General features: G+C 75.2%; 19 protein-coding genes and 1 pseudogene. 11 read left to right on the forward strand and 9 right to left on the reverse strand.

The genetic code is table 11. The annotated features are described in order from the left end of the window. Positions 1 to 10 precede the first annotated feature (10 nt). Positions 11 to 868, reverse strand: a complete 858-nt coding sequence (locus PHK61_RS06655) for a nitrilase-related carbon-nitrogen hydrolase (protein ID WP_274280188.1) — start codon at positions 866 to 868, stop codon at positions 11 to 13. A 71-nt stretch (positions 869 to 939) separates the two neighbouring features. After that, the gene (gene mycP / locus PHK61_RS06660) at positions 940 to 2,298 is read right to left on the reverse strand and encodes a type VII secretion-associated serine protease mycosin (protein ID WP_274280189.1); all 1,359 of its coding nucleotides are present in this window, start codon (positions 2,296 to 2,298) and stop codon (positions 940 to 942) included. Between the two features lie 193 nt (positions 2,299 to 2,491). Here mycP and PHK61_RS06665 point away from each other — a divergent pair, with 193 nt between their 5' ends. From PHK61_RS06665 to asnB, 5 genes and pseudogenes are all read left to right on the forward strand, one after another. Next, positions 2,492 to 3,469 carry a hypothetical protein gene (locus tag PHK61_RS06665; protein WP_274280190.1) on the forward strand — a complete coding sequence of 326 codons (978 nt, stop codon included), beginning with the start codon at positions 2,492 to 2,494 and terminating at the stop codon, positions 3,467 to 3,469. Further along, positions 3,466 to 4,434, forward strand: a complete 969-nt coding sequence (locus PHK61_RS06670) for a hypothetical protein (RefSeq protein WP_274280191.1) — start codon at positions 3,466 to 3,468, stop codon at positions 4,432 to 4,434. The genes PHK61_RS06665 and PHK61_RS06670 overlap by 4 nt, the downstream gene beginning before the upstream one ends. Before the next feature lie 71 nt (positions 4,435 to 4,505). Next, positions 4,506 to 6,170: an NAD(P)/FAD-dependent oxidoreductase gene (locus tag PHK61_RS06675; protein WP_274280192.1), complete on the forward strand. Its 1,665-nt coding sequence runs from the start codon at positions 4,506 to 4,508 to the stop codon at positions 6,168 to 6,170. Between the two features lie 62 nt (positions 6,171 to 6,232). After that, a complete protein-coding gene (locus PHK61_RS06680; RefSeq protein ID WP_274280311.1) occupies positions 6,233 to 7,678 on the forward strand; it encodes an ATP-binding protein in 1,446 nt (481 codons plus the stop codon). Between the two features lie 61 nt (positions 7,679 to 7,739). Then, a pseudogene (asnB, locus tag PHK61_RS06685) lies at positions 7,740 to 9,631 on the forward strand (asparagine synthase (glutamine-hydrolyzing)). 19 nt (positions 9,632 to 9,650) lie between these two features. Here asnB and PHK61_RS06690 read toward each other — a convergent pair. Further along, positions 9,651 to 10,805, reverse strand: coding sequence for an FAD-dependent monooxygenase (locus PHK61_RS06690; RefSeq protein WP_274280193.1), 1,155 nt, complete (start codon positions 10,803 to 10,805; stop codon positions 9,651 to 9,653). Then, a complete protein-coding gene (locus PHK61_RS06695) occupies positions 10,793 to 11,374 on the reverse strand; it encodes a TetR/AcrR family transcriptional regulator (RefSeq protein WP_274280194.1) in 582 nt (193 codons plus the stop codon). Before PHK61_RS06695 ends, PHK61_RS06690 begins: the two co-directional genes overlap by 13 nt. A 452-nt stretch (positions 11,375 to 11,826) precedes the next feature. Between PHK61_RS06695 and PHK61_RS06700 the strand changes: the two genes are divergently transcribed. After that, a complete protein-coding gene (locus PHK61_RS06700) occupies positions 11,827 to 13,233 on the forward strand; it encodes a DUF445 domain-containing protein (protein WP_420791362.1) in 1,407 nt (468 codons plus the stop codon). Here PHK61_RS06700 and PHK61_RS06705 read toward each other — a convergent pair. Both PHK61_RS06705 and PHK61_RS06710 read right to left on the reverse strand, forming a co-directional pair. Next, a complete protein-coding gene (locus PHK61_RS06705; RefSeq protein WP_274280195.1) occupies positions 13,230 to 13,592 on the reverse strand; it encodes a fluoride efflux transporter FluC in 363 nt (120 codons plus the stop codon). The two genes, PHK61_RS06700 and PHK61_RS06705, sit on opposite strands and share 4 nt — an antisense overlap. Next, on the reverse strand, positions 13,589 to 14,062 hold the full coding sequence (locus tag PHK61_RS06710; protein ID WP_274280196.1) for a fluoride efflux transporter FluC: 474 nt from the start codon (positions 14,060 to 14,062) through the stop codon (positions 13,589 to 13,591). Before PHK61_RS06710 ends, PHK61_RS06705 begins: the two co-directional genes overlap by 4 nt. Before the next feature lie 218 nt (positions 14,063 to 14,280). On the opposite strand from PHK61_RS06710, the gene PHK61_RS06715 reads away from it, so the two are divergent. The 4 genes from PHK61_RS06715 (at position 14,281) to PHK61_RS06730 (ending at position 16,504) form a co-directional block, all read left to right on the forward strand. Beyond that, positions 14,281 to 14,811 carry a helix-turn-helix domain-containing protein gene (locus PHK61_RS06715; protein WP_274280197.1) on the forward strand — a complete coding sequence of 177 codons (531 nt, stop codon included), beginning with the start codon at positions 14,281 to 14,283 and terminating at the stop codon, positions 14,809 to 14,811. After that, a complete protein-coding gene (locus PHK61_RS06720) occupies positions 14,774 to 15,499 on the forward strand; it encodes a hypothetical protein (RefSeq protein ID WP_274280198.1) in 726 nt (241 codons plus the stop codon). Before PHK61_RS06715 ends, PHK61_RS06720 begins: the two co-directional genes overlap by 38 nt. Before the next feature lie 142 nt (positions 15,500 to 15,641). Next, a complete protein-coding gene (locus tag PHK61_RS06725; protein WP_274200403.1) occupies positions 15,642 to 15,941 on the forward strand; it encodes a DUF2516 family protein in 300 nt (99 codons plus the stop codon). Further along, positions 15,938 to 16,504, forward strand: coding sequence for a YbaK/EbsC family protein (locus PHK61_RS06730; RefSeq protein WP_274280199.1), 567 nt, complete (start codon positions 15,938 to 15,940; stop codon positions 16,502 to 16,504). Before PHK61_RS06725 ends, PHK61_RS06730 begins: the two co-directional genes overlap by 4 nt. Positions 16,505 to 16,522: 18 nt before the next feature. Here PHK61_RS06730 and PHK61_RS06735 read toward each other — a convergent pair whose 3' ends face one another. The 3 genes from PHK61_RS06735 to PHK61_RS06745 all read right to left on the reverse strand — a co-directional run bounded on the left by PHK61_RS06735 (position 16,523) and on the right by PHK61_RS06745 (position 19,646). Continuing rightward, positions 16,523 to 18,121 carry a hypothetical protein gene (locus PHK61_RS06735; RefSeq protein WP_274280200.1) on the reverse strand — a complete coding sequence of 533 codons (1,599 nt, stop codon included), beginning with the start codon at positions 18,119 to 18,121 and terminating at the stop codon, positions 16,523 to 16,525. A 125-nt stretch (positions 18,122 to 18,246) separates the two neighbouring features. Beyond that, on the reverse strand, positions 18,247 to 19,143 hold the full coding sequence (purU, locus tag PHK61_RS06740) for a formyltetrahydrofolate deformylase (protein ID WP_274280201.1): 897 nt from the start codon (positions 19,141 to 19,143) through the stop codon (positions 18,247 to 18,249). Then, a complete protein-coding gene (locus PHK61_RS06745; protein WP_274280202.1) occupies positions 19,140 to 19,646 on the reverse strand; it encodes a DUF2505 domain-containing protein in 507 nt (168 codons plus the stop codon). The genes purU and PHK61_RS06745 overlap by 4 nt, the downstream gene beginning before the upstream one ends. Here PHK61_RS06745 and PHK61_RS06750 point away from each other — a divergent pair. Continuing rightward, on the forward strand, positions 19,633 to 20,766 hold the full coding sequence (locus PHK61_RS06750; RefSeq protein WP_420791363.1) for a UDP-N-acetylmuramate dehydrogenase: 1,134 nt from the start codon (positions 19,633 to 19,635) through the stop codon (positions 20,764 to 20,766). The genes PHK61_RS06745 and PHK61_RS06750 overlap by 14 nt on opposite strands. Positions 20,767 to 20,775: the final 9 nt, after the last annotated feature.

Raw genomic sequence — 20,775 nt, forward strand, 5'->3', positions numbered from 1 at the left:
GGATCGCCCTCTAGAGATCCCCGCCCTCGTCGAGGAGCCGGTCGATCTCGCGGCGCAGCAGGCCCAGCCGGGCCTCGCGCACGAGCGGGATGTCCCGGCGGCGCCGGCGCACGTCGGCGAGGTCGATGTCGATCGTGCAGGTCTCCTCGGCCTCCGCGCCCTCGCCGCACTCGCCGACGACCTCGCCCCAGGGGTCGACGACGTGGCTGCCGCCCCAGAACGTCAGCCCGCCCTCGACGCCGACGCGGTTCACGAACACCACGAACAGCTGGTAGAGGCGCCCGTAGAACGTGGTGATGTTGCGCCAGTACTCCTTGGAGTCGTAGCGCTCGGGCGACATCGACTGCGCCGAGTTCGCCGGCACGAGCAGCAGGTGGGCGCCGTCCTGCACCGACAGGAAGGCCACCTGCGGCTGCCAGGCGTCGTTGCAGATCAGCGTGGCCGCGCGGTGCCGCCCGCCCCGCACGCCGTAGGCGCGGGAGTGCTGGCCGGGCAGGAAGTGCTTGCGCTCCTCGAACGTCGAGTACGTCGGCAGGTAGAGCTTGCGGTGGGTGTGCACGAGGCGCCCGCCCTCGTAGTAGCCCGCGCTGTTGTAGGTGTGCAGGCCGTGGCCGCCGGCCTCGGGGAATCCGAGCAGCACCCCGGCGTCGCCGGCGCGCTCCGAGATCTTGAGCAGGCGGGGGTCGTCGGGCGCGAGCGAGAGGTCCTGGGGCACCTCGCCGATCTGGTAGCCGGACAGGGACAGCTCCGGGAACACGACGAGGTCGGACTCGGCGTCGACGGCCTCGCTCACGACCCGCTCGGCGCGCTTGAGGTTGCCGTCGAGGTCGCCGAGCGCGGCGTCGGTCTGGGCGAGCGTGATGCGCACTCGGGGCTCCTCGGGGTCGACGCCGCGGGCGGCGCGAGGGGACGACACGACACCGGGCCACGCCGGGCGCGTCAGCGCGACCGGCGTGCCCGTCGCGCGACGAGGACGATGAGGCCGGCCCCGCCCAGCAGCGCCATCGCTGCGGCCGACCCGACCAGCGCCACGGTGCGCGATCCGGAGTGTGCATCCCGTGCATCGCTCAGGTCGACCCGCCCCGCCCCGGCGGGGGAGACCGAGGCCGGTCCGGGACCGGCGAACTCGTCCGGACGGACGTCGGCGACGGCCGCGACCGGGTCGACGGTGCCGGCGCCGACCGCGTCGTCGCGCCCGCTCGCCGGCCGGTCGGCCGACGAGGTCACGCGCGCCATGACCTGGCGCGCGTCGAGACCGGGGTAGCGGGCACGGACGAGCGCGACCACGCCGCTGACGTAGGGCGCGGCGAAACTCGTGCCCTCGATGGCGATCGGGCGGCCGGCCCCGATCGGGGTGATGGTGTCGACGAGCCCGGGCCCGGCCGGGTCCAGCGAGACGATCTCCGAGCCGGGCGCGGCGAGCGACACCCACGGCCCGCGGATGCTCTGGGGCGCGGGCAGGCCGTCGCGGCGCGTGTAGCCGACCGAGAGCACGTCGTCGCCGAACCAGGCCGGCGCCACCACCTGCCCGGAGCTCTGGCCGTCGGGGGACTGCACGCAGGCGCCCGACCCGGCGTTCCCGGCCGCGGCCACGACGACGACGTCGGCGTCCACGGCCGCGCGCACCGCGGCGCGCAGGGCGGCGAGCCCCCGGCCCGCGTCGGCGGCGGGGACGCAGGCGGCCTCCGAGATGTTGATGACCGTCGCGCCGAGCCGCGTCGCGCGCAGGACGGCCTCGGCAAGGGTGTCGACGTTGCCGCCGCCGTCGGTGCTCGAGCCGTCCGGCGCGGTCGTGGCGACGGTGGCGCTGGACTGGCGGATCGACAGCACGCGCGCGTCCGGGGCGACGCCGACGAACCCGGTGGCCGGGTCGGGGGCGGCGGCGATGATCCCCGCGACGAGCGTGCCGTGGCCGTCGCAGTCGAGCAGCCCGCCCTGCGCGCCGACGAAGTCGCCGCCGTCGACGAGGCGGCCGGCGAGGCGGGGGTGCGCGCTGACCCCCGTGTCGATCACGGCGACGGTCTGCCCGGCCCCGCGGGTGAACCGCCAGGCGTCGGTGAAGCGCAGGCGCTGCTGGGTCCAGGGCGCGCCCGCGATCGCCCCGCCGCCGTCGGAGCGCACGCACGGCACCCGGGACCGGACGCCGGGCAACGGGCGCGGGTCGGGGTCGAGGCGCGCGAGCGCGGCCGGGTCGGGCGGGGGCGGGACGGGGGCCTCGGCGGCCGCCGTGCCCGGCGTCGCGAGGACCAGCACGGCGACGACCGCCACGACGACCGCGCGCCCGAGGATCTCCCGCACGTCTCGGAGAGTAGGAGGTGGGCGACGGGCCGGTGAGCACTTTCGCGCACCCGTGCGTGAGCACTTTCCGGTGCTGGAGCACCGGAAAGTGCTCACATGGGACGCAGGAGCACGTGCTGGTTCACCCTGATGGTCCAGTGATCCGGCTTGTCGTCTCTCTCCGTAGCGTTCACGCTGATCAGGGGGAGGGACGATGACCGCGACGACGTGTGACGACCGGCCGCCGGGCGGTGGCCCGGCGCCGCGCTGGTCGCCGCGCCGCCTCGGGCACCACCGCTACCTGTGGTGGGCCGGGTCCCTCGTGCTCGCCGCCGCGGCCGTGGGCCTCGCGATCGCGCTCGACACCTCGCCCGGACCGGGTCTCACCGACGGCGGCGCCCTCGCCGTGGTGGTGGTGGTCTTCCTGCTGGCCCCGGTGCTCGTGTGGATGACCGGGCTGGAGCTCGTCACCGCCGTGCGCCGCCGCGTGCGCGACGACGTGCGGGTCCACGGCACCGGGCAGCCCGCCCGCGGTGCCGCGCCGGCCGTCGTGCCCGGCGAGCGGGCGTGGGCGCGGGCCCCGCAGGAGGTGCTCCTGCACGTCGACGTCGACCACGTCGCCGACGCCGCCCGGATCGTCGAGCGCGCGGTGCCGGGCGGGCGGCACCGCGTCGTCGAGACCGGCCGCGAGACCCTCCGGCTGCGCAGCGGGCGGGGCACGCTCACCGCGACCGGCCGCGACGGCCACGTCCGCCACCGCGCCACCCGCCACGCGCGTCCCGGCCACCACCGGGCCCGCTGGGAGCTCGAGCTGGACGGGCGCCGGCTGGGTGTCGAGGTCCACGGCCTGCAGCCGGTGCCCCGGCGCACCCTGCTCGAGCCCGACGGCACGGCGTGGCTCGTGCACATGGGGACGCCCTCGCTGCTCGACCAGCTGCGCGGCGGGCGCGCGGCGCGCCTGCGTCCGCACGGGCGGCTCCCCGAGGACCTCACGCCCGACGCCGTCGCGTTCTGCCTCTGGATGTTCTGCGAGCTCGAGACCCACCAGGACCGGGTGCGCAGGTACGGCCGCGAGTACGGGGCCGCCCGCCCGGAGCCGGTGGCCGACGCCTGGGCCGGTCACCCGCCGCCCGACGGCCCCGACGGCCCCGCCGCCCACGAGACGCTCGAGCCCCAGGAGGACCGCCCGTGACCGCGACGCTCGACCCCGCGCGCCCCGCCCACGGTGGTCCCGCGCCCCGGTGGTCGCCGCGCCGGCTGGGCCACCAGCGCTACCTGTGGTGGCTCGGCGCCCTCGTGCTCGCGGGGGTGGCCGCGGCGATCGCGGTGGGCTCCGACCCCTCGCCGGCCCCGGGGATCGCCGACGACGGCGCCGTGAACGTGCTGACCGCGGTGATCGTCCTGGCGCCGTTCCTGCTCTGGGGGCTGATCCACCAGCTGGTCTCGGCGGTGCGCCGCCGCGTGCGCGACGACGTCCGCGAGTACGGGGTGGGCCAGCCGGTCGCCGTGCGCCCGCCGGAGGAGCCGGCCGGCGACGAGCAGGACCGCGTCCGCTACCTCGTCGAGGTCGACCACGTGCCCGGCGCCGTGACCGTCCGCGACCGCCCGGAGCGCGGCGGAGCCGGGAGACGGAGCAGTCAGGGGAGCACGCCGACAGGGGAGCTCGACCCCGGTCGGGCGGCGTTCCTCGACGACGGACGGCGCCGCCTGCGCCTGCGCGCCCGCTCCGGGCTCATGACGGCGAGCGGCCCCGACGGCCCCGTGTTCACCGCGCGCCGGTTCGGGCCCGCCGGCCGGCGCCGGTGGGAGATCGGGGTCGAGGGCATCCGGCTGCACTGCGAGGTGCGGGGCACGTTCCCGGTGCCGCGCCGCACGCTCGTCGACGACGACGGGACGGCGTGGCTGATCCGGCTCGGCCGGGCCCGGCGCGGGCGTGTCCGGCCGTCCGGGCGCGTGCCCGAGCGGCTCTCGCCCGCCGCCGCCGCGTTCGTCGTCTGGTTCGCCGCCGAGCTCGACGCGAAGATCCGCGCGGCTCGCGACGCCCCGCTCACCGGCGGGGGCGGGAGCGACTCCGGTGACTCCTCGTGGTGGGACACGGGCTCCTCGGAGTCGGGTGGCGACAGCGGCGACAGCGGCGGCGGCAGCGGCGGCGACTGAGCCGTTCGCGCTGCGCGCAACCGGTGCTCAATCGATCGAGAAGCGACCACCGACGGCCTAGGCTGGAGGGTGTGGCCCGCCCGGTGATCCTGACCGTCGACGACGACCCCGCGGTGTCCCGTGCCGTCGCCCGCGACCTGCGGCGCGAGTACGGCGAGCACCACCGCATCGTGCGCGCGGAGTCGGGACCCGCCGCCCTGGACGCCCTGCGCGAGATCGCGCTGCGGGGCGAGCAGGTCGCGGTGATCCTCGCCGACCAGCGGATGCCCCGGATGTCGGGCGTCGAGTTCCTCGAGCAGGCCATGGACCTGTTCCCCCGGGCCCGGCGCGTGCTGCTCACGGCGTACGCCGACACCGAGGCGGCGATCACCGCGATCAACGTGGTCGACCTCGACCACTACCTGCTCAAACCGTGGGACCCGCCGGAGGAGAAGCTCTACCCGGTCGTCGACGGGCTGCTCACCGCGTGGCGCGAGTCGGCCGACCGCCCCTCGGCGACCATCCGCATCGTCGGCAACCGCTGGTCGGCGCGCTCCTACGAGCTGCGCGACCTCGCGGCCCGCAACCAGGTCTCCTACGACTTCTACCGTGCCGAGGAGCCCGCGGGCGCGCGGCTGCTCGAGGCGGCGGGCGCCGACCCCGACCTGCTGCCCGTGGTGATCACCGAGGACGGGCGCGCGCTCGTGCAGCCCACCGACGCGCAGGTGGCCGAGGCCGCCGGCCTCGCGACCACCGCGTCCGAGGAGGTCTACGACCTCGTGGTGGTCGGCGGCGGGCCGGCCGGGCTGGGTGCGAGCGTGTACGGCGGCTCCGAGGGCCTGCGCACGGTGCTCGTCGAGTCCCGGGCCACCGGTGGGCAGGCGGGGACGTCGAGCCGGATCGAGAACTACCTGGGCTTCCCCAACGGCGTCTCCGGCGACCAGCTGACCACGCGGGCGCGGTTGCAGGCCGAGAAGTTCGGCACCGAGGTGCTCACGACCCGCACGGTCACCGCCCTCGAGCCCCGCGGGCGGGCGCGCGTCGTCCGGTTCGACGACGGCTCGGAGATCACCGCGCACGCGGTCGTGCTCGCCACCGGCGTCTCGTACCGGATGCTCGAGTGCCCGGGCCTCGACGACCACACGGGGCAGGGCGTCTTCTACGGCGCCGCGGCCACCGAGGCCGCCTCGTGCGCCGCGCAGGACGTCTACGTCGTCGGCGGGGCCAACTCGGCGGGCCAGGCCGCGATGAACTTCTCCCGGCACGCCAGCAAGGTGGTCATGCTCGTGCGGGGCCCGTCGCTGACCGCCTCGATGTCGCACTACCTGATCGAGCAGATCGAGGCCAACCCGCGCATCGAGGTGCGCACGAGTACGGAGGTGGTCGGGGCCGCCGGCACCGACCACCTCGAGAAGCTGACGTTGCGTGACAGGAACACCGGCGACGAGGAGACCGTCGAGGCGTCCTGGCTGTTCGTGTTCATCGGTGCGGCGCCCCGCACCGACTGGCTCGACGGCGTGGTGGCCCGTGACGGCCGCGGGTTCGTCCTCACGGGCCCCGATCTGCCCCGCGAGGAGAACGGACGCGCCCCGGCGGGATGGGAACCGGACCGGGATCCGTTCCACCTGGAGACGTCCGTGCCCGGGGTCTTCGCCGTCGGCGACGTCCGGGCCGATTCGGTCAAACGCGTCGCGTCCGCGGTCGGTGAGGGCGCGATGGCGGTGAGTCTGGTGCACCGATGGCTGGAGAACCGATGACTGAACTTCCGGCGTCCCGCTTCGCAGGCTCCGCGGGTGTGACAGAGCAGCTCCCCGAGAAGATGACCCGCGACGAGCTGCGGGGGCTGTTCCTCTTCGAGAAGCTCGACGACACCCAGCTCGACTGGCTCGCCGAGCACGGCGACGTCGTGGCGTTCTCCGCCGGCGAGACCGTCTGCCGCGAGGGCGAGCCGGCCAGCTGCTTCTGGGTGCTGCTCACCGGCGAGCTGGCGATGCTGCAGACGATGCGCGGCGACGAGGTCGAGACCACGCGCACGTCGCAGCGCGGCGCCTACGGCGGCTCGACCCAGGCCTACATCCCCGACGCCGAGCAGACCTACAAGCACACGCTGCGGGCCACCAGGGACGCGACGTTCCTCGCCCTGCCCGCCGCCGAGTGGGCCGAGGCGCTGCGGAACTGGTTCCCGCTGCCGATCCACCTGCTCGAGGGTCTCGTCGTCGGCATGCGCCGCACGTCGACCATCCAGAGCGAGCGCGAGCGCCTGCTCGCCCTCGGCTCGCTGTCCGCGGGCCTGACCCACGAGCTGAACAACCCGGCGGCCGCCGCGCAGCGCGCCACCGAGTCGCTGCGCAGCCGCGTGGCCGGCATGCGCCACAAGCTGGGCCTGCTCGCCTGCGGCAAGCTCGACGGCCCGACCGTGGCGCAGCTGGTCGAGCTGCAGGAGGACGCCGTCAACCGCGCCGAGACCGCGCCGGACCTCTCCGCGCTCGAGGCCTCGGACGCCGAGGACGAGCTGGGCGACTGGCTCGACGAGCGCGGCGTGGGCGGCGCCTGGGACCTCGCGCCGGTGCTCGTCGCCGGCGGCCTGGACGCCGAGTGGCTGGACAAGGTCGAGCGCGCCGTGCCCGAGGGCTCCATCGAGGCGGCGGTGCGCTGGATCGCCTATGCGGTCGAGACCGAGACGCTCATGGGCGAGATCACCGACGCCACCACGCGCATCGGCAACCTGGTCGGGGCCGCCCGCCAGTACTCGCAGCTCGACCGCGCGCCGTTCCAGGAGGTCGACCTGCGCGACCTGCTGAAGTCGACGATGGTGATGATGAGCCGGAAGTTCGAGGGCATCCAGGTCGTCAAGGACCTCGACCCCGACCTGCCGAAGATCCCGGCCTACGCCGCCGAGCTCAACCAGGTGTGGACCAACATCATCGACAACGCCCTGGGCGCCATGCACGCCCACGGCGACGGCACCGGGACGCTGACGATCCGCACCCGCCGCGACGGCCCGCACGCGATCGTCGAGATCGGCGACACCGGCCCCGGCATCCCCGACGACGTGCGTCCGCGCATCTTCGAGCCGTTCTTCACCACCAAGGACGTCGGCGAGGGCACGGGCCTCGGTCTGGACATCTCCTGGCGCATCGTGGTCAAGAAGCACCACGGCGACATCCGCGTGCACACCGGCCCGGGCGGCACCACGTTCGAGATCTGCCTGCCGCTCGAGGGCCCGGCCCGCGAGGACGTCCCCGAGGGCGACGAAGAAGATTAGTTACACGAGCTAACTATCAGGGCACTCCTCCTCCGTCACCGTCGACGGGGAGGTCGTGGCCATGTGTGGCATCGCGAGAGCCGTGGACCTGGCGCGTGGGGTGGACCGCGCCGAGGTCGATCCGATGGTCGCGACGATGAGCTGCCGGGGGCCGGACGACGAGGGCCTGTGGCTGTCCGGGGGTGACCACGGCCGGGCGGCCTTGGGACACCGCCGGCTCGCGGTGGTCGACGTGCCGGGCGGGCACCAGCCGATGACGATCGAGCGCGGCGGCGAGACGCTGCTGACGCTGGTGTTCTCCGGCGAGGTCTACAACTTCCGCGAGCTGCGCCGCGAGCTCGAGGGCCGCGGCCACACGTTCCGCACCGCGGCGGACACCGAGGTCGTGCTGGTCGGCTGGCTCGAGTGGGGCACCGAGGTCGTCGAGCGCCTCAACGGCATGTTCGCCTTCGCGATGTGGGACACCCGGCGCGAGGAGCTCTTCCTCGTGCGCGACCGCATGGGCGTCAAGCCGCTGTACTACTACCCGACGCCGGACGGCGCGCTGTTCGGTTCCGAGCCCAAGGCGATCCTCGCCCACCCGCGCAGCGAGGCCGTGCTCGACCTGGACGGGATGCGCGAGCTCCTGGCGCAGTCAAGACGCCCGGGCACGGCATCTACCGCGGGATGTCCGAGGTGCGCCCCGGCTCGTGGGTGCGGGTGGGCCGCGAGGGCATCGACGTCCACCGGTACTGGCAGCTCGAGGCCCTCGAGCACACCGACGACCAGGAGACGACGGTCGCGCACGTCCGCGAGCTGCTCGACGACATCGTCGACCGCCAGCTCATCGCCGACGTGCCGCTGTGCGCGCTGCTGTCCGGCGGCCTGGACTCCTCGGCGATCACCGCGCTCGCGGCCCGGAAGCTGCGCGCCCGGGACGCCGGCCCGGTGCGGTCGTTCTCGGTGGACTTCGTCGGCTACGAGGACGCGTTCTCCGCCGACCCGATGCGCGACACCCCCGACGGGCCCTACGTCCGCGAGCTCGCCGAGCACGTGGCCGCCGACCACGCCGCGATCACGCTGTCCAACGACGATCTGACGGACCCCGACGCCCGCGCCGCCGTGCTCGCCGCCCGCGACGTGCCCGTGTCGATCGGCGACATGGACACCTCGCTCTACCTGCTGTTCAAGGCGATCCGGGGACGCTCCACCGTGGCGCTGTCCGGCGAGTCGGCCGACGAGGTGTTCGGCGGCTACCGCTGGTTCCACGACGCCGACGCCGTCAACGCCGACACGTTCCCGTGGATGGCGGCAGCGCGGACCGGGCCGCTGGACCTCTCGACCTCGCACTTCGCGCCCGACCTGCGCGACCAGCTCCACCTGGGTGACTACGTCGACGCCTCGTACCGCGACGCGCTGGCCGAGGTGCCGCACGTCGAGGAAGACGCAGCGACGCGGAGCTCGACCCGTGGCGACGGGGTGGGCGCGCAGGAGCGGCGGATGCGCGAGGTCTGCTACCTGCACCTGACGCGGTTCGTCCAGATCCTGCTCGACCGCAAGGACCGCATGAGCATGGCCAGCGGGCTCGAGGTGCGCGTGCCGTTCTGCGACCACCGGCTCGTGCAGTACGTGTTCAACACCCCGTGGGCGCTCAAGACCTTCGACGGCCGGGAGAAGAGCCTCCTGCGCGCGGCGACCCGCGACCTGCTGCCGGCCTCGATCGTCGACCGGGTCAAGAGCCCGTACCCGTCGACGCAGGACCCGGGCTACGAGAAGGCGCTGCGGACCTCGATCGCGGACCTGGTGTCCGACCCCGACGCCCCCGTGCGCGACCTCCTCGACGTCGACGCGATGCGCACCGCGATCGACGCCCCGCAGGACGGCCCGAGCATCGACACCGACCGCGCGAAGCTGGAGTCGGTGCTCCAGATCGACGCGTGGCTGCGCCGCTACCGCCCGACGCTGGCGCTGTAGCCGGCCGGGTCCCCCGCCCTCAGTGGGTCGCGGCCCCGATGAGCCTGCTGCCGAGGCCGCGGCTCACCGCGGGCAGCCGTGCCGCGTGCAGGACGGTCCGCCGCACCCAGAGGTCCCGGCGGTGGCGGGGCACGAAGGCGCCGGCGGCCCGCCGGCCCGACCGCTGCACGGGTTCGACCACGGCCCGCCAGGCGCGTTCGTGCTCGTCGAGGGCGGTGTCGAGGTCGTCGTGGGCCGCGACGTGGTCGGCCAGGGACACCCCGCCCGCGATCGCGAGCGACGCGCCCTGGCCGGCGAGCAGCGACACGGCGTGCGCGGCGTCGCCCGCGAGCAGCACCCGCCCGTGCACCCACCGCGGTACGACCGCCTGCGCGACGACGTCCTGCCAGGGGGCGTCGGGCACCCGGTCGGCGACCGCGGCGGCCCACGGGCCGTGGCGGCGCAGCTCGTCGACGACCGCCCGCCGGGGGTCGTCGGGGAGCGGGGTGCCCCCGGGGCACACCACGAAGACCGAGACCCGCTCGCGGTCGACGGCGAAGATCCCGACCTGTCCGCCCACCACGTCGGTGAGGAGCACCTCGTCGCCGAGCCGGGCGGCGAGGTCGGGGTGGGTGCAGATGAAGGCGGCGGTCCGGAACCCCAGCGGGCGCAGCAGCGACGCCTCGCCGCCGACCACGAGCCGTCGCACCCCGGAGTGCAGGCCGTCGGCGGCCACCAGGAGGTCGCCGGTGACGACGGCACCGTCGTCGAGGGTCACCGCGACCGGGGCGCCGGGGTCCGCCCGCTGCTCCACGGCGACGACCGTGCGCCCGTGGCGGACCTCGACCGCCGGCGGCAGCGCCTCGCGCAGCGCCTCCTCGATCTCGGGGCGCAGGATCGAGAAGTACCGCCCGCCGGCGACCGGGGCGAGTGCCGCGAGCGGCAGCCGCCCGGTCGTGCGTCCGCCGGCGTCGACGTACCGGGCCGCGGCGTAGACCCGGCCGCGGCGGCGCAGCGCGGCCAGCACGCCGAGGCGCTCCGCGGCCTCCCACCCCGGCCCGAAGAAGTCGATCATGTACCCGCCCCGCCGTGGGGCGGGCGCGACCTCGACCACCGTCACGCGCCACCCGAGCCCGGCGAGCGCGGTCGCCGTCGCGAGCCCGGCGATGCCGCCACCGCTGATCACGGCGTGCACGACCCACCTCCCGACGTCGTGAGGGTCTCGAACAGCGCGTCGACGCGGGTCAGGGACAGCTCCGGGTCGAGGGCGCGGTGCAGCGCGATCCCGTCGAGGACCGCGGTGAGCAGGGCGGCGACGTCGCCCGCGACCGCGCTCACCACGCCCCGGCCGACCAGCCATCCCGCGAGCCGCCGGCGGAAGTCGGCCACCGCGCGGCGCAGGGCATCGGCGAGCGCGGGGTCGCGGGAGGCGGCGAGGTGGGTCTCGGCCATGAGCAGGTGCAGCGGGTCGGAGGAGTCGACGTGCGCGACGGACTCCCGCAGCATCGCGAGCCCCGCGCGCAGATCCGGCGCGTCCTCCAGGGCGTCGAGGCCCTGCCCGGTCAGGGTCGTGATGCGGAGGAGCGCGGCCTCGGCGAGCAGCTCCTGCTGGGAGGCGAAGTGGTAGTGCACCAGCCCGGGGCGGACGCCCGCCCGCTCCGCGACCGCGCGGGTGCTCACGCGGCCCCAGCCCAGCTCGGCGACGAGGTCGGCGGCGGCGTCGAGCACCGCGGCCCGCGTGCTCCGTCCCCGGTCGTTGCCCACCCCCTCGTCGTACCACGACTTGGACGATCGTCCAATACCCGGAGCAAGGGGCGCCCCCCGGTCACCGTGGGGCAGCACGGCGACCGGGGGACGCGAGACCCCCTGCGGCCGGGCGCGGGCGGTCGCAGGGGGGACCGGGTCGTCCCCAGCGGGACGGCTCGGGGGTCAGCGGCTCCGTCGGCGTCGACGTCGCCCGGCGGGACCGCCGGTCGGACGACCCGCGGCGACTCCGGAGCGAACAGCGGCGACAACGACACCAGTCCAACGAGCGACGTCGTCCGGGCGATACGCACTCTCGCTGTCCTGCCCGCGATTCGCGCCCAACGGTGGTCCGGTTCACCGAAGCGGGGGACATGACGAGTGTGACGCACGTCTCACCGATCGATCACGGCTGCTCGGGAGGGGTGACGCGCGACCCGGCGCCGCGCCGCGCCGGTGGGACACTGGAGGACGTGCAGACCGCCCACGGACCGGACCGCGGTGCCGGCCGCAGCGCGCCGGAGCTCGACCCGCCGACGGATCCCGTCCTCCGGCCGGTACCCGCCCTGCCCGCGGCCGACGAGGACGCCCCGCGCCGGCCCGGTGTGGTGCCGGGTGCCACGCCCACCGGCTTCGTCGACGACCCCGAGAAGCGCGCCCGCCTGCGCCGCATGAAGGCCGTCGCGCTCGGCTTCCTGCTCGGCGCCGCGGTCGTGTGGGTGGTGTTCCTGCTCTGGGAGAACAACGGGGGACCGGCGTTCACCGGCTACGTGCGCGCCGCCGCCGAGGCCGGGATGGTCGGCGGGCTCGCCGACTGGTTCGCGGTCACCGCACTCTTCCGCCACCCGCTGGGCATCAAGATCCCGCACACCGCGCTGATCCCGCGCAAGAAGGACCAGCTCGGCGCGAGCCTGTCCGGGTTCGTCGGCGAGAACTTCCTGGCGCCCAGGGTGGTCGGCGAGAAGCTGCGGGCCGCGCAGATCTCCGCCCGCCTCGGCGGCTGGCTCGCCACGCCGGGCAACGCGGAGCGGGTCACCGCCGAGCTCGCCACCGTCGTGCGCGGCGCGGTGACGGTGCTGCGCGACGACGAGATCCAGGCCGTGGTCGACCAGGCCGTGACGCGACGGGTCGTCGCGCAGCCCTGGGGCCCGCCGCTGGGCCGGCTGCTGGCGGGCGTGCTCGCCGACGGCTCCCACCGCCGGCTCGTCGACCTCATCTGCGACCGCGCCTACGACTGGGTGCGCAACAACCACGAGACCGTCATGGCGCTGGTCAGCAAGCAGGCGCCGAGCTGGTCGCCGCGGTTCGTCGACGGGATCATCGCCGACCGTCTCTACGCGGAGGCGCTGTCGTTCGCCTGGGCGGTGAAGGCCGACCAGGAGCACCCGCTGCGCAAGGCCATCGACCGGTTCCTCGTCTCGTTCGCCGGCGACCTGCAGGACGACCCCGACACCGGCGAACGGGTCGAGGCCATCAAGCAGCAGCTGCTCGAGCACCCCGATGTCCAGGCCCTCATCTCGCGGGCGTGGGCCACCGGCAAGGCGATGCTGCTCGACGCCGCCGAGGACCCGTCCTCGCAGCTGCGCCTGCGGTTCACCGACGGCATCGCCCGCTTCGGCGAGCGCCTCGACACCGAGCAGGACCTCCGCGACAAGATCGACGGCTGGATCGTGGACGCCGCCTCGTACGTCGTCGGCAACTACTCCAAGGAGATCTCCACGCTGATCTCCGACACGGTGTCGCGCTGGGACGGCCACGAGACCTCGCGCAAGGTCGAGCTGCAGGTCGGGCGCGACCTCCAGTTCATCCGCATCAACGGCACCCTGGTCGGCGCCCTCGCGGGGCTGATCATCTACTCGGTCGGCGAGCTGCTGGTCTAGATCCAGAGCACGGCGCCGAGGGCGAGGCCGAGGCCGGCGGCGCCGAGACCCGCGAGGGTCGAGGCGACGACGTTCATCACGCTCGTCGTGCGGGCGCGCTCGTCGGCGAGGCGGACGGTCTCGTAGGCGAGCGTCGACCAGGTCGAGAGGCTCCCGCAGAAGCCCACGCCCACCGCCAGCACCGCGGCGTGCGGGGCGGGGCCGCCGAGCACGAGGCCCAGCACGAACGACGCGACGACGTTGACGCCGAACGTCCCCCACGGGAAGCCGGTGCCGTGCGTGGACTGCAGCCACCGGTCCGTGAGGTACCGGGTGGGGGCGCCGAGGGCGGCGCCGAGGGCGACGAGCAGGACGGTCATCGCGCGACCCGCCGGGTCACGGCCATCGCGAGGGCGCACGCGCCCACGGCGCCGAGGATCGTGACCCCCAGGGAGGCGAGCGCGGTCGCCCGGTGACCACTCCCGAGGAGGGTCTGGGCGTCGACGGCGAACGTCGAGAACGTGGTGAAACCGCCGAGGACGCCGGTGCCGAGGAACGGGCGCACGAGCGGGTGCGCCGCACGGACCTCGGTGATCACCACGACCAGCACGCCCATCAGCAGGCTGCCCAGCACGTTGATGCCGACGGTGGCCCACGGGAACCCACCGGGGGCGGTCGGCAGGAGCACGCCCACCGCCCAGCGCGCGAGCGAGCCGAGGACGCCGCCGGCGGCGACCGCGGCGACCGCCCGTCCCTGGCCGCGCAGGACCGCGGCGCCGGGCGGGCGGCCGGCGACGACGTCCTCGGCGTCGGGGTCGGCGTCGGGGTCGGGGGGCTCTCGGTCGATCATCGTCGTTCCTCCTGGGCACGCGCGTCGTCGCGGGTCCAGGGACCGTTGGCGCACCGGTGCGCGGTTGTCGGCGGGCCCCACCGCCATCGCCCGAGAGCCTAGCTCCGTCGCCCGTCCGTGTGTGTGACAGCCCACGTGACCAGCGCAAGCAGAATGCTTGCATCAGCTAGCACTCGTGTTAGCGTGGGTGTCAGCGAGATCGGAGGAGGTGGTTCCCGGTGGCAGGCGACGGGGTCGAGAAGATCGGCCAGGCCGTCGACGACATCGGGGGCTACATCCGCCGGCAGCGCGAGGGCGCGGAGGTCTCCCTCCGTCAGCTCGCGAAGGTCGCGGGGATCAGCAATCCCTACCTGAGCCAGATCGAGCGCGGACTGCGCAAGCCGTCCGCCGAGATCCTGGCCCAGATCGCGACCGGCCTGCGGATCTCCGCCGAGGCGCTGTACGTCCGCGCCGGGATTCTCGAACCCAGGGAGTCCTCGCCGGTGCTGGACGCCGTGGCGGCCGACCCGGACCTGTCCGAGCGCCAGAAGCAGGTGCTCCACGACATCTACGAGTCCTTCCGCCGCGGCAACGCCGCCGACGACGCCGGCAGTGACTCCGGCAGTGACGCCGGCAGTGCCGTGGCTGCGGCCGTCGAGACCGTCGTCGGGCCCAGCGCCGCGACCGAGGACGACAGCACGAACGACCACCGACCCAGGAGTGGAGAAGACCATGCCGGTCACCTTCCCGACCAAGTTCGACGTCCGTGAGGCCCGCGACCAGGCCAACAAGGTGGTCTCCGAGGCCATCGACCCGCTGCGCCACCCGGCGCTCGCCGTGCTCGGGCTCGGCGACGTGGCCGTCGCGTCCGCCCGTGAGGCCGTGAGCCGCGTGCAGGCCGGCGCCACCGAGGTGCAGGCCCGCGTCGAGGACCTCCCGGCCGAGCTGCAGGAGCTGCGCTCCAAGCTGACAACCGAGGACTTCCGCCGCCTGGTGGACAGCTACCTCGCCGCCGTCCGCAGCGTCTACACCGACCTCGTCAGGCGCGGCGAGTCGACCTACAAGGACATCAAGGCGCAGCCGCAGGTCAAGCAGGCGCTCGACACCGTCGACCAGGTCTCGACCGAGATCGAGGGTCGCCTCGAGGACGCCGTCGAGGGCGTCCGGGTCCGCGGCGAGGACGTCCTCGCCGGGGTCACCAAGCAGACCCGTTCGGTCGGCGAGCGCGCCGCCCGCGCGACCCAGCGCGTGGCCGCCGAGGCCGCCGAGACGGTGGCCGAGGCCGGGTCGGAGCTCTCCGAGGACATCAAGGAGGCCGGCGACGAGCTGGCGTCCGAGACCCGGAGCGCCACCCGCAAGGCCGCGGCCCGCACGGCCCCGAAGAAGCAGGGCCCGAAGAACGCGCCGAAGTCCGCGGCCACCGCGACCGCGGACGCCACGAAGGCCCCGAAGAGCTGATCACCGGTCACCCCGGCATGACGCTGTGGTGACAGCACTGCTCCGTACGGCCCCGGGACGCTCCGCCGTCCCGGGGCCGTCGCGCGTCGGGGGTCGACCGCGCGCCTGTCGCCCCTCCGAGGAGGGCACGTATCGTGGTGGCGTGTCGGTCCTCTACAACCTCGACGGCTACGTGCTGCTGGTGCTGTGGCTGCTGGGGATCCCGGTGGGCCTCTACGCGTTCGTGCACGCCCTGATGCAGCGCTCCGACGCCTTCACCGCCGCCGACAAGCTGACCAAACCGGTCTGGTGCGCGATCACCGGTGTCGGCCTCGCGATCCTCGCGATCTCCACGAGCGGCCCCTACAGCTTCCTCTGGCTCGTCGGCATCATCGCGGTGCTGATCTACATCGTCGACGTGCGCCCGCGCGTCGTCGAGATCCAGCAGGGCCCGCGCTGGTGACGGCGGCCGCCGACGCGGCCCGCGCGATCGCGGGGTCGCTGACGCCCGAGCCCGCCCTCGACCGGCCCGATCTCCTCGCCGCCCCCGTCGTCGACGCCCTGCGCGCCCTGCCCGCCGGTCTCGCCGCCGACTGCCTGGTCGCCGCGATCGACCCCGGGCTCGCCGACACGGCCGCCTTCTGCGAGGCCTACGGCTCGCCGCCGGAGGCGTCGGCGAACTGCGTGGTGGTCGCCGGCTCGCGCTCCGGCGAGCGCCGGTTCGCCGCCAGCATCGTGCTCGCCACCACGCGCGCCGACGTCAACAACGTCGTGCGCCGGCGCCTCGACGTCCGCAAGGCCTCGTTCGCGCCGATGGACGAGGCTGTGGAGCTGACCGGCATGGCCTACGGCGGGATCACCCCGTTCGGCCTGCCGGTGGGGTGGCCGGTGCTCGTCGACGCCGCCGTGGCCGCGACCCCCGCCGTGGTGGTCGGCAGCGGGCTGCGCGAGAGCAAGCTGCTCGTGCCCGGCGCCGTGCTGGGCGAGCTGCGCGCCGCCGAGGTCGTCGAGGACCTGGGCCGCTGAGGGGGCGCAGGGAGGGGTCTACCGCCCGCCCTCGACCCGCGCCCGCCAGAGCGCCGAGATCGACGCGCCCGGCTGGTCGTAGACGGGGTTGTTCGCGGTGGTCGGGAAGGCGAGGTTCGACCCGGGCGCCGAGCTGAACGGGTGCCGGGCGACCTCGACGTCGTTGAGCGTGACGACGATCGTGCCGGTGGTCGCGATGGTGCCGCTGTTGACCAGGCGCACCGTGACCGTGCAGGTCGGGGTCCGGCAGGTGCTCTCGCCGCCCTCGACGCTCAGCGCGAGACGCGGGCGCTCGGTGATCGCGACGATGTAGCTCTTCATCGTCGGCGCCTGGCCCGACAGGTCCGCCACGGTGCGCAGGGCCGCCGGCGCGGCCCGGTCGACGGCGACCGGCGAGGTCCGGCCCGTGCCGAACCCGGGCAGGTCGAACGCCACGAGCGTCGGGGGCTCGTCGTCGACGACGGTGACGCTGCGGCCGTCGCTACCGGGGGTGAGCACCCGGGCGTCGCGGCCGCCGACGACCACCTCGTCCCGCTCCCCGACGTCGGGCGCCGAGAGCCGGTCGGCGAGCGCGCTCGGCGGCTGCACCCAGGACGTGAGCCCGCGCGGCAGCACGGTGAAGGCGTCGGAGAGCCACTGGTCGGTCAGCCGGTCGGCGAGCTCCGGGCGGGGCGCGGCGCCCTCCCACCAGGCGCGGTCGGCGCGGATCGCCTGCTCGCGGCCCGCCAGGACGAACTCCGCCCGCCCGCCGCCGTCGCGGACGATGGTGCCGGCCGCGTTGCCGGTGCGGTCGACGGTGATCTCGAGGTTCGCCTGGGCGCCGGCGGCGTCGGGGAAGCGTCCCCGGTAGGTGGCGCCCTCCCAGCCGCGGACGTCGGCCACCGACGCCGCGAGCGTCTCCGACGGCGCGGGCTGGCGGGTGACGAGCAGGACCACCGTGGTCGCGAGCAGGAGCAGCACGACGGCCACCGCGATCCCGATGACCAGGCCCTTCCGGCGCGGGCCCGAGCCGCCCGCCCCCGGCGGCGGTCCGAACGGGCCGGTGTAGCCGTAGGGACCGCCCGGCCCACCCGGTCCGCCCTGTCCCGGCGGCGGCCCGTACCCGGGCGGCGGGTAGCCGGGCTGGGGCTGGCCGGTCTGGGAATGGCCGGGTCCGCCCGCGCCGGGAAAGGCCGCCGTGCCCCACGGGCCCTGCCCGGTGCCCGCTGCGCCCGGCGCGGCGCCCCACGGCGAGGCGGGTGTGCCCGTGGCAGCGCCGGGCTGCCAGGGGCCGGGCGTCTGCCCGGTCGGCACGTCGTACCGCTGGGTGCCGGCCGCCCCGCCCAGGGTGTCGCGGTTCGCCTGCGGGATGCCCTCGGGCGGGGTGGCGGTGTCCGAGGTGTCGACGTCCGAGGTGGCGACGCTCTCGGTGCTCGCCGACGACGCCGTCGGGTGCACCGCGGTCGCGCCCTCACCCTCCGCCGCGGCGGACGAGTCGGACCCTGCGGAGGATTCGCCCGGCGGAGCGTGCTCCGTGGCGGAGGTGCGGTGCACCTGCGTGGCGGAGGAGTCGGGTTCCGTGCCCGGGTGCTGGTCGTCGCGCCGGCTCTCGTCGTCGCCCGCCAAGGCTGCCCCCATGACCCCGTCGTGCCCGCACCGACACCACCTGTGCGCGCACGGTAGCCCGAACGCGGGCCGCAGAGGAGACATCCGGCGCAGAAAAGAACGATCTCGGTCTGCGCCGGGTGCTACGCCGGACGCGCCTAGCGGAAGACGACCGTCCGGCCCGCGTGGACCTGCACGCGATCCTCGAGGTGGGCCCGCAGGCCTCGGGCCAGCACGAGCTTCTCGACGTCGCGACCCTGGCGGATCATGTCCTCCGGGGTGTCGGCGTGATCCACGCGGCTGACGTCCTGCTCGATGATCGGCCCGGCGTCGAGGTCCGGGGTCACGTAGTGGCAGGTCGCGCCGACGAGCTTGACGCCGCGGGCGTGCGCCTGGTGGTACGGCCGCGCGCCGGCGAACGAGGGCAGGAAGCTGTGGTGGATGTTGATCGCTCGGCCCGCCCAGCGCTCGCACAGCGCGGGCGTCAGGACCTGCATGAACCGGGCCAGCACGATCGCCGCCGGGTCGTGTTCGTCGACGATGTCGGCGACCTGGGCGAACGCGCGGTCGCGGCCGCTGCGCTGCTCGTCGTCGTCGGCCCGCGCGGGGAACGGGACGTGGTGGAACGGGACGCCGTGGGCGGCGGCGACCGGGCGCAGCACCTCGTGGTTGCCGACGACGGCGCGCACGTCCATGTCCAGCTCGCCGCCCCAGACGCGGCCCAGCAGGTCGTGCAGGCAGTGCGACTCCCTGCTGACGAGCAGCACCACCCGCGGGGACTCGGCGGTGTCGCGGACCCGCCAGGTCACCGGCTCGCCCCCGGGCCCCTCGAGCTCGGCGGCCACCTGCCCGATCACCGCGCGCAGCATGTCGGCCCCGCCGGGGACGGTCGCCCCGTCGATCACCTGGCGGGTGGAGAACCAGCCCGCGGCGGTGTCGGCGTGGTAGGCGGCCTCGGTGATCGAGGCGCCGATCCCGGCGAGCCGGCCGGTGATGGCGGCGACGATCCCGGTGCGGTCCGGGCAGCTCAGCGTGATGACCAGCCGACGGGTCACGCCCCACCCCGGCCGAGGCGGCGCCGGGTGAACGCGTCCTCGGCCTCGAGCAGCGCGCCCACCTGCTCGACGACCACGCCCTCGATCTTGCCGCCGACCATCGGCACGCTGACCGTCGCCTGTCCGTCGATCTCGGTGACCGCGCCGTCGCCGTTGTCGGACAGCCGCTGGGTGCCCGACATCGTTCCGGGCAGGCCCCGCACGGTCACCTCGAACGTGCCGTCGTAGCCGCCCCCGTCGCGGGGCGTCCAGGTCTCGTGGCGGTCGAGCACGAGGTCGTCGCCGGTGAAGCGGCGGACCACCGAGGGCAGGAACTCGACGGGCACCGCGTGGCGCAGCCGCAGCCGGGCCCCGGAGTCGTCGACGGCGTGCTCGAGCAGCGCCGGGTCGTTCCCGCCGAGCTCGGCGAGGCGCTCGCGCAGGTGGTCGGCGTCGACCAGCTCCGCGTACACCTCCTCGGCGGGGGCGTCCCAGGTGGCGCGGTGGGTGATGCGGCGTGACACGGGCGGGAGGTTACCGTCGGACGGCGTGACACCTGGTCCGACGGCAGGCACGACCCTCGACACCGCGCTGCTCGCCCCCCACACGACCCTCGGGCTCGGCGGCCCGGCCCGCCGGCTGGTGCGCGCCACGACGGCCGACGAGGTCGTCGCGCGCGCCCGCGCCGCCGACGGGGCGGGCGAGCCGTTGCTGCTGGTCGGGGGCGGGTCCAACCTCGTCGTCGGCGACGCCGGGTGGCCCGGGACGGCCCTGCTGCTCGACCACCGCGGGCACGAGATCGTGGCGCGCGACGGCGACGCGGTCGTGCTGCACGTCGAGGCGGGGCACGACTTGGACGCCCTCGTCGCCGACACCGTCGCGGCGGGGCTGGGCGGGCTCGAGTGCCTCTCGGGCATCCCCGGGCGGACCGGCGCGACCCCGGTGCAGAACGTCGGCGCGTACGGCGTCGAGGTCGCCGACCTGCTCGTCGGCGCCGACCTCTACGCGCGCCGCACCGGTCGGCGCGGGCCCGTGGCGGCCGCGGAGCTCGAGCTGGGCTACCGCACGAGCAGGCTCAAGGGCGACCGCAACGTCGACGGCGAGGTCGTGCTGGGCGTGCGGTTCCGCCTGACCACCGACGGGCTCTCCGCGCCGATCCGCTACGCCGAGCTGGCCCGCGCGCTCGACGTCGAGCCGGGCGCGCGGGTGCCGGTGGCCGCGGCGCGCGAGGCCGTGCTGGGACTGCGGCGCGCCAAGGGCATGGTCATCGACCCGGACGACCCCGACTCCCGCAGCGCCGGGTCGTTCTTCATGAACCCGGTGGTCGACCCGGGGACCGCCGCGCGGGTGGAGGCGCGGGCGCAGGAGCGCGGTCAGGTCCCCGTCACCGCGTGGCCGCAGCCCGACGGGCGGGTCAAGCTCTCCGCCGCGGCCCTCATCGAGCGCGCGGGCATCCCGCGCGGCCACCCCGGCGAGCACTCCCCGGTCCGCGTGTCGACCAAGCACACGCTCGCGCTGACCCACCGCGGCGGCGGGACCACCGACGACCTGCTCGCCCTCGCCCGCGACGTCCGCGACCACGTGGACGGCGCCTTCGGCATCGTGTTGCGCCCCGAGCCCGTGCTGGTGTCCTGCGCGTTGTGACCCGCGTCC

It is taken from the genome of Actinomycetospora lutea (assembly GCF_028737205.1).
Classification (GTDB): domain Bacteria; phylum Actinomycetota; class Actinomycetes; order Mycobacteriales; family Pseudonocardiaceae; genus Actinomycetospora; species Actinomycetospora lutea.

Excerpts from the sequence above, each read along its gene's own strand:
- PHK61_RS06665 (WP_274280190.1), top strand. The coding sequence starts at position 2,492 with ATGACCGCGACGACGTGTGACGACCGGCCGCCGGGCGGTGGCCCGGCG.
- PHK61_RS06680 (WP_274280311.1), top strand. The coding sequence starts at position 6,233 with ATGACCCGCGACGAGCTGCGGGGGCTGTTCCTCTTCGAGAAGCTCGAC.
- PHK61_RS06705 (WP_274280195.1), bottom strand. The coding sequence starts at position 13,592 with ATGACCGTCCTGCTCGTCGCCCTCGGCGCCGCCCTCGGCGCCCCCACC.
- PHK61_RS06710 (WP_274280196.1), bottom strand. The coding sequence starts at position 14,062 with ATGATCGACCGAGAGCCCCCCGACCCCGACGCCGACCCCGACGCCGAG.
- PHK61_RS06720 (WP_274280198.1), top strand. The coding sequence starts at position 14,774 with ATGCCGGTCACCTTCCCGACCAAGTTCGACGTCCGTGAGGCCCGCGAC.
- PHK61_RS06735 (WP_274280200.1), bottom strand. The coding sequence starts at position 18,121 with ATGGGGGCAGCCTTGGCGGGCGACGACGAGAGCCGGCGCGACGACCAG.
- PHK61_RS06750 (WP_420791363.1), top strand. The coding sequence starts at position 19,633 with ATGCGGCGTGACACGGGCGGGAGGTTACCGTCGGACGGCGTGACACCT.